The organism is Candidatus Protofrankia californiensis, assembly GCF_900634765.1.
In the GTDB taxonomy this organism is placed as follows: Bacteria; Actinomycetota; Actinomycetes; order Frankiales; family Frankiaceae; genus Protofrankia; species Protofrankia californiensis.
Genome location: NZ_CAAAFT010000412.1, coordinates 42,111 through 50,273, shown reverse-complemented (window position 1 = coordinate 50,273; position 8,163 = coordinate 42,111). Strand labels below are relative to the sequence as shown.

Below are 8,163 nucleotides of genomic sequence, written 5' to 3'. Positions count from 1 at the left end.
CACCAGACGAAGCGCTGGAACCCGAAGATGAAGCGTTTCATCTTCACGGAACGCAATGGCATTTACATCATCGACCTGCAGCAAACCCTGTCCTACATCGATCGTGCCTACGATTTCGTCAAGGAGACCGTCGCGCACGGCGGCACCGTCCTGTTCATCGGTACGAAGAAGCAGGCCCAGGAAGCCATCGAGGAGCAGGCGCAGCGGGTCGGCATGCCCTACGTCAAGGAGCGCTGGCTGGGTGGCATGCTCACCAACTTCTCCACGGTGTACAAGCGTCTCCAGCGGCTGAAGGAACTCGAGGAGATCGAGCTGACCGGCGGCACCGAGGTCCGGACGAAGAAGGAACAGCTCGTTCTGTCCCGGGAGAAAGCCAAGCTCGAGCGGACTCTCGGCGGTATCCGGGACATGACCCGCGTGCCGAGTGCGGTCTGGGTCGTCGACACCAAGAAGGAGCACATCGCTGTCGGCGAGGCTCGCAAGCTGGGAATCCCGGTCGTCGCGATCCTGGACACCAACTGCGACCCGGACGAGGTCGACTACCCGATTCCCGGCAACGACGACGCCATCCGCAGCGCGACCCTGCTCACCCGGGTGGTGGCGGACGCCGTGGCGGACGGGCTGGTCTCCCGTGCGGGCGGGTCGACTGCGGTGGACGTCAAGCCGGAGGCGGCAAGCGGCGGGGAGCCGCTGACCGAGTGGGAGCAGGAGTTGCTGCAGGGGCAGGCTTCCCCGGCAGCTGCGACGGCGCCGGCGACGGCAGCCGACCCCGATGCGGAGCAGGCGGTCAGCGACCCGCCGAACGCAGTGGCACACCCCGACTCCGATCCGGTTTCCGCGGTGGGTGCCGCGACCGCCCGGGTCTGAACCATCCCGGACGCTCCCTGCCCCGCCTTCGCGTAGCCGTACCGTCGTGCCGGAGTCTTCCGTACCGGCGGCACACGCGAAGCCTGCGCAGGGCAGACCTGATATCACTGTCGGTGGTCTCGCGGCCCGGGCGTGGTGCGTGGCGTACCACCAGCACGTCCTCGCAAGACCCACAAGACCCAGTAGCGACCCCATGGACTCCGGCCTCCGGCAGCGCGAAAAAACAATGATCGCGTTGCCGGAGGCCCGGTAGCTCCCACAAACACCAGCAGCCGGACGGAACGAGAAGAGCACCATGGCAGAAATCACAGCCGCTGACATTCGCAAGCTCCGGGAACTCACCGGCGCCGGGATGAGTGACGTCAAGAAAGCGCTCGTCGAAAACGACGGCGACTTCGAGAAGGCCAAGTCCTGGCTGCGGGAGAAGGGCTTGGCGCAGGTTGCCAAGCGGGCTGGGCGCAGTGCTTCCAACGGTCTGGTGGAGTCCTACCTGCACAAGACCGACCCGCAGCTGCCTCCCACCATCGGTGTTCTTCTGGAACTGAAGTGCGAGACCGACTTCGTCGCGAAGACCGACCAGTTCAAGCAGCTCGCACGCGACATTGCGCAGCACATCGCGGCGGCGGATCCGCTCTACGTGACCGCGGAGCAGATCCCGAACGAGGTCATCGAACAGGAAAAGAAGATCTACGAGGCGGCGGCTCGCGAGGAGGGCAAGCCCGACCAGGCTCTCCCGAAGATTGTGGAGGGTCGTCTGAACGGCTATGTGAAGTCGGTCGTTCTGCTTGAGCAGGCCTGGGTCCGGGATGGCAAGATCACCATCCGTGCGTTGCTGGAGCAGGCCGGATCCTCGCTCGGTGAGAAGATCGAAGTTAGCCGGTTCGCTCGGTTCAACGTCAAGACGGCCTGATCCGCGCTACCCCCTCGCCGGGAGAGGGACGACAGGACCGGGAAGGCCGACGTCAGCCGCGCCGACGTGACAGATCGCCGACTTCACCAGGAGGTGTTTCGTTCCTCCTGTCCGTCATGTGTACGTCGAACGAATCGGAAGTGGCGGCCAGAGGTTCTGCAGCCCGATCGGGTAGGGCAGACTACTCGCAGTGCATATCCACCGGCCGATGATCGTAGCCGACGGCAAGGGGGCCGATCGTGATCGAAAACGCCATCAGGGATGCAGAAGCGGCTCCACCCGGTTGTGACGTCACGGAGGTGCGTTGGCGACGCGTGTTGCTGAAGCTGTCCGGCGAAGCATTTGCCGGTAGCGAGTCGCTTGGCATCGATCCGGACACGCTTGCGACGATCGCTCGCCAGATCGGTGAGGTGAGCCGGACAGGTATCGAGGTCGCGATCGTAGTCGGCGGCGGCAACATGTTCCGTGGGCAGCTCCTTGCTGAGCGCGGCGTCGACCGCGCCCGGGCCGACTACATGGGGATGCTCGGCACTGTGATCAACTGTCTGGCGCTGCAGGATGTCCTCGAGCGTGCGGGGGTGGTCACACGGGTGCAGACGGCGATTGCCATGGGGCAGGTCGCCGAGCCTTACCTGCCCCTGCGTGCTATCCGGCACCTGGAGAAGGGTCGGGTTGTCATCTTCGGCGCGGGGCTGGGGGCGCCGTTCTTCTCCACCGACACCACTGCCGCGCAACGTGCCCTGGAGATCAAGGCGCAGGCTGTTCTCAAGGCCACCAAGGTCGACGGTGTGTATGACGCCGACCCGACAACGAACCCCCATGCGGTTCGCTTCGACACGCTCGTCTACGGCGAGGTGCTGTCTCGTGGGCTGAAGGTCATGGATGCTACGGCCATCAGCCTGTGCATGGACAACAGGTTGCCGATCGTGGTTTTCGACTTGCTGACGGAAGGGAACATACTGCGAGCCGTCCGCGGTGAGAAGATCGGCACCCTGGTCAGTGTGGACGAGGGCGGGACGGAAGGACGACGGTGATCGACGATGTACTCCTCGAGGCCGAGGAGAAGATGGACAAGGCGGTCTCGGTCGCGAAGGACGACTTTGCCAACATCCGGACGGGGCGGATCACCCCGTCGGTGTTCTCGAAGGTTCTCGTCGACTACTACGGCGCGCCCACCCCGGTGAACCAGCTCGCATCGTTCCACATCCCGGAAGCGAGAATGGTGATCATAACCCCGTACGACAAGGGCTCGCTGGCCGCCATCGAGAAGGCCGTGCGTGACTCCGACCTCGGGGTGAACCCGAGCAACGACGGTACGATCATCCGCTGCCTGTTCCCGGAGCTCTCCGAGCAGCGTCGGCGTGACCTGGCCAAGGTTGCCCGGGCGAAGGCGGAGGAGGCCAGGGTCAGCATCCGCAACGTGCGTCGCCACAGCAAGGATGCGATCGACCGCATCGTTCGCGACGGTGACGCCGGGGAGGACGAAGGCCGGCGCGGGGAAAAGGACCTGGACGAGGCAACGCACCGTTATGTCAGCCAGGTGGATGAGCTGCTGCGGCACAAGGAGTCGGAGCTGCTGGCGGTCTGAACGACATCGACAGCCGACGGTTGTCCTGCGTTGTTGTCCGCTGCCGTGAGTAGAACAGGCGCCATGGCGGTACTCTCTTCGTCCGCCGCTGCTGCCCTGCCACAAGCCTGGCCGCAGCCGCGGGCGGGGATGACGGCGTGACCCGCACCGGGCGGGTGGTCGGCGCGCCCCGGGTCCGTGGCATCCGGGCTGGACGGGATCTTCCGGCCGCGATCGTCGTCGGGGTCGCGCTGGCCCTGATCATCATCGTCCCCCTGTTCACCGTCCGTCCACTGTGGATCGCCGTCATCTGTGTGGCGATGGCGGTTGGTACCTATGAACTGGTCAGGGCGCTGCGTCTGGTCGGAGGAAGGATCGCGTTGCCGCCGCTCGCGGCGGGTACGGCGGCGATGCCCGCGGTCGCCTACGCCGCGGGTACCTCCGGACTGGTGGTGACCCTGGCCGCGACCGTCGTCATGGTGACCGCGTGGCGTCTTGCTTACCGGGACGGTCACCTGCTCCACGACGTGGCCGCGGGGGCGTTCTGCGCGGCCTATGTGGGCCTACCGGCTGGTTTCGCCGCGCTGCTGACCAGCCCACCGGACGGACCTCGGCGGATGGTTGCCTGTCTGGCCACCGCGGTCGCCAGTGACATCGGCGGCTACACGGCCGGTGTGCTCTCCGGCGGCCGGCACAAACTCGCCCCGAACGTGTCCCCGGGGAAGTCGTGGGAGGGCTTTGCCGGTTCCGCCGTCACCTGCGTGATCGTCGCTGGTGTGTCGATGGCCTGGACCCTGCACGCCGCCGTCTGGCAGGGGGTGGTGCTGGGTCTTGCGGTCGCGTGCACCGCCACCATCGGTGACCTCGGTGAGTCGCTGCTCAAGCGGGACATCGGGATCAAGGACATGGGTACCCTGCTGCCGGGGCACGGTGGGATCATGGACAGGTTGGACTCGGTGCTCTGCACGGCTCCCGTGGCCTGGTTGTTGATCACTGCTTTCGTGCCGCCGTCGTGACCTGGCAGACTGGACGGGCCATGACCGCTTCCTCCGCTGCTTCGTCTCCCCGCGCTGCTTCGTCCGCCGTTTCCCGGTCGTTGCCGCTTGTCAGCGCAGCCAGGGCGCGGCCGCCTCGTCATCTCGCCGATCTGACCACCGCGCAGCGACGTGAGCTCGCCGTGTCGCTCGGCGAACCAGCCTTCCGGGCGGACCAGATCTCGCGGCACTACTTCGCCAGACACCTCGGCGCGGGCGACGCCGAAGTGATGACGGATCTTCCCGCCGCCTCCCGCGCGGCGCTCCTGGGCGCGTTGCTGCCCGTGCTGCTGGCCCCGGCCAAGGTCATGACCTGTGATGCCGGCGCGACGCGCAAGACGCTGTGGCGGGCCTTCGACGGGGTCCTGATCGAGTCCGTCCTGATGCGTTACCCGGACCGGGCCACGGTCTGTGTGTCCAGCCAGGCCGGATGCGGCATGGGTTGCCCGTTCTGCGCCACCGGCCAGGGCGGGCTTACCCGCAACCTGTCCGCCGCCGAGATCGTCGAGCAGGTGGTCGGGGCGGCTCGGGTCCTCACCCGCGGTGGGCTTGCCGGCGGGCCGACCCGGCTGTCGAACGTGGTGTTCATGGGCATGGGGGAGCCGTTGGCGAACTACGCCACGGTGATCACGGCGCTGCGGGCACTGACTGCCCCGCCACCGGACGGCCTCGGTCTGTCCGCCCGTTCGATCACCGTCAGCACCGTGGGGCTGGTGCCGGCGATACGCAGGCTCGCCGGCACCGGTCTGCCGGTGACGCTGGCCGTCTCCCTGCACGCGCCCGACGACGAGCTGCGCGACCGTCTGGTTCCGGTGAACAGGCGCTGGCCCGTGGCCGAGGTCCTTGCTGCCGCGTGGGAGTACGGCGAGACGACCGGCCGCCGGGTCAGCATCGAGTACGCCCTGATCGACGATGTCAACGATCAGCCGGAACGTGCCGATGCCCTGGCCGAGCTGCTCACGGGCAGGCTTGCGCATGTCAATCTGATACCCCTCAACCCGACCCGGGGCGTGTCCTGGCAGGCCAGCGCACGGCGCAGGGAGCGCGAGTTCGTCCGCCGGTTACGGTTGCGCGGTATAGCCGCTACCGTTCGTGATACCAGGGGGCGCGACATCGCGGCAGCCTGCGGGCAGCTCGCCGCGGACGGGCCGGACGGACCGGCTGGGACGGATAGGCCGGATTCGGATGGGTCGGATTCGGACGGCAGGCTGGACGGGAGCGGCCGTGCCCGCAGGTGAACGCCGTTCCTCCCGCCGGGCCGTCTCCCGTCGCCACCGCAACCCCCTGTGGGTGCCGGTCACCGCGGCGACCGGGGCAATACTGATCGTTATTGGGCTGGTCCTGTACTTCGGTGGCGGTGACGGCGGCACGGCCACCCGGGTCGAGCAGTCGGTCGGCGCGGGCGCACCCGACAGTGCCGCGAGCGCGCCGCCGGGTCCGGCGAGTGCTTCCGGTACGCCGTCGGCGTCGGCGTCGGCGTCGCCGGCTGCGGTGAGCGGATGCGTGTCCGGGAAGAGCATCCCGGCCGGGTCGAGCCAGCAGTCGGTCCGGGTCGGTACGGACACCCGCGTCTATCAGCTCGCCGTTCCCGCTGCGGATGCCCGGACCAGGTCGCTCCCGCTGGTTTTCGTCTTCCATGCTTTCGGGGAGAACGCCGCCGCGGTGGAGGGCTACGCCCACCTGGCCGAGTTCGGCGCCAAGGCCGGCTACGCGGTCGTCCGACCGGACGGCGTGGGTGGCAGGTGGAACTTCGTGCGTCGGGCCGCGGTCGGGCCGGACGACGTGGCCTTCGTAGCCGCGATCGTCAACGACCTGACCGCGCGGATGTGCCTGGACGCCCGCCGGGTGTTCGCCACGGGCCTCGGGGACGGCGCGGACATGGCGGTGACCGCGGCCTGCGCACTGCCGGGCGTGTTCGCCGCGGTGGTCCCCGTGGCCTCCGCCGTCATGCCCGACAGCTGTTCCGGGCCGCCGCCGAGTCTGCTGGCCGTCAACGGTACGAGTGACCCGGTGACGCCGCTGGAAGGCGGGGGGGTCGACCGTCCCGCTCCCTTCGACGGCACCCAGGCGCAGCGGCTGCAGGCCCGGCTCGACCGCTACGCCGGATTTGTGGGCTGCGGCCCGCCGGGCCCCTGGGTGCGGGACACCAGCTCGATTCAACGACTGGTCTACACGGCCTGCCCAGGTGGGCGTGACGTGGGCCTGCTGGCAGTCCAGGGCGGCGGGCACGTCTGGCCGGACCCCGACGCCACCCCCCCGAAGGGAGCGGCCCGCGCGCAGTTCAGCGCCACGCAGGTCGTCCTGGCCTACTTCAGGGGGCATCCGCTGCCGGCGTCCGTCACCGGGGCGCCGAACCCGACCGGGTAGCGGGCGGGCGCACCTGACCGGTCACGGCCGACCGGCGGTGGAAGCGCCCCGACCCAGCGCGCCCGACCTGGCTGTGACGACAGACCGTGCGTGCAAACATGGATGCGCCGTGCATATAGTAACGTTCGGTTACTACTTCCTCGGGAAATCCCGACGGTTGGGATGAGCAGGTCGCGAATATGACAAATGCCATATTATTGGTGACCACTGCCCCGTTCCAGGCGCGGGTGGTCCTGCCCAGGCAGGGTCGGGTGTCGGCCTGCGAACAGGTGTCGGCGTAGTCGGGTGGCGCCTGCGACAATGGTCGACGTGGTCGAGTCACCGCCCCCGCGTGAGGTTGTCCTGCTCGGTTCGACCGGTTCGATCGGAACCCAGGCCATTGATGTGGTGAAACGCAATCCCGATCGGTTCCGCGTCGTGGCGCTTACCGGCGGTGGTGGGAGGGTCGACCTGCTGGCCGCCCAGGCGCTTGAGCTGGGCGTCGAGGCGGTTGGTGTGGCCCGTGCCTCCGCCGCGCAGGACCTGCAGCTCGCCTTCTACGCGGAGGCCTCCCGGCGGGGCTTCCGCCGGGGCGAGTACGCCATCCCGAAGATCCTCACCGGGCCGGACGGCGCCACGGAGATCGCCGCCTGGCCGTGCGACGTCGTCCTCAACGGCATCACCGGTTCGGTGGGCCTCGCCCCGACGCTCGCGGCGCTGCGTGCGGGTCGCACGGTGGCCCTGGCCAACAAGGAGTCGCTCGTCGCCGGTGGCCCGCTGGTACTCGACGCCCTCGGCGGTGACCCGTCCCGGCTCGTCCCGGTGGACTCCGAGCACTCCGCGCTCGCCCAGTGCCTGCGCGGTGGTCGGGCCGCGGAGGTGCGCAAGCTCGTCCTGACCGCAAGCGGCGGGCCGTTCCGGGGCCGCACTCGTGACCAGTTGGGCCAGGTGACGCCCGAACAGGCCCTTGCGCACCCGACGTGGGACATGGGGCCGCTCGTCACGATCAACTCGGCCACCCTGATGAACAAGGGTCTCGAGCTGATCGAGGCGCATCTGTTCTTCGGCGTGCCCTACGACGACATCGACGTTGTCGTCCATCCGCAGTCGTTGGTGCACTCGATGGTCGAGTTCACCGACGGGTCCACGCTGGCCCAGGTGTCCCCGCCGGACATGCGTCTGCCGATCGCCCTCGCCCTGGGATGGCCCGACCGGGTTCCCCATGCTCAGGCTCCGATGGACTGGCGCCGGGCGCAGTCGCTGACCTTCGAGCCGCTGGACGCCACCGTGTTTCCCGCGGTCGACCTCGCCCGCGAGGCCGGTCGCCGCGGTGGGACCGCTCCGGCCGTCTTCAACGCCGCCAACGAGGAGGCTGTGGCGGCCTTCCTCGGCCACCGGCTGCCCTTCGTACGCATCGTCGACGTGGTGGCCGAGGTGGT

General features: G+C 68.5%; 8 protein-coding genes. All 8 read left to right on the top strand.

The genetic code is table 11. The features are described from left to right. A partial coding sequence (gene rpsB / locus DD1DGNOD_RS21375) for a 30S ribosomal protein S2 (RefSeq protein ID WP_131770907.1) occupies nt 1-867 on the top strand: 867 nt, incomplete at its 5' end. Between the two features lie 295 nt (nt 868-1,162). Then, nucleotides 1,163-1,777 (top strand): translation elongation factor Ts, encoded by a 615-nt coding sequence (gene tsf, locus DD1DGNOD_RS21370; protein ID WP_131768309.1) that lies wholly within the window; start codon nt 1,163-1,165, stop codon nt 1,775-1,777. 254 nt (nt 1,778-2,031) lie between these two features. Further along, nucleotides 2,032-2,811, top strand: coding sequence for a UMP kinase (pyrH, locus tag DD1DGNOD_RS21365; RefSeq protein ID WP_131768362.1), 780 nt, complete (start codon nt 2,032-2,034; stop codon nt 2,809-2,811). Next, nucleotides 2,808-3,365 carry a ribosome recycling factor gene (gene frr, locus DD1DGNOD_RS21360; RefSeq protein WP_131768307.1) on the top strand — a complete coding sequence of 186 codons (558 nt, stop codon included), beginning with the start codon at nt 2,808-2,810 and terminating at the stop codon, nt 3,363-3,365. The genes pyrH and frr overlap by 4 nt, the downstream gene beginning before the upstream one ends. A gap of 137 nt (nt 3,366-3,502) precedes the next feature. Next, entirely contained in the window at nt 3,503-4,360 is an 858-nt protein-coding gene (locus tag DD1DGNOD_RS21355) for a phosphatidate cytidylyltransferase (RefSeq protein WP_131768305.1), read from the top strand. A gap of 20 nt (nt 4,361-4,380) precedes the next feature. Further along, a complete protein-coding gene (gene rlmN / locus DD1DGNOD_RS21350) occupies nt 4,381-5,616 on the top strand; it encodes a 23S rRNA (adenine(2503)-C(2))-methyltransferase RlmN (RefSeq protein WP_131768361.1) in 1,236 nt (411 codons plus the stop codon). After that, nucleotides 5,603-6,745: an alpha/beta hydrolase family esterase gene (locus DD1DGNOD_RS21345; protein WP_165036952.1), complete on the top strand. Its 1,143-nt coding sequence runs from the start codon at nt 5,603-5,605 to the stop codon at nt 6,743-6,745. The genes rlmN and DD1DGNOD_RS21345 overlap by 14 nt, the downstream gene beginning before the upstream one ends. A 300-nt stretch (nt 6,746-7,045) precedes the next feature. Beyond that, nucleotides 7,046-8,163: 1-deoxy-D-xylulose-5-phosphate reductoisomerase (dxr, locus tag DD1DGNOD_RS21340; protein WP_241255895.1), on the top strand; the 1,118-nt coding region annotated here is incomplete at its 3' end.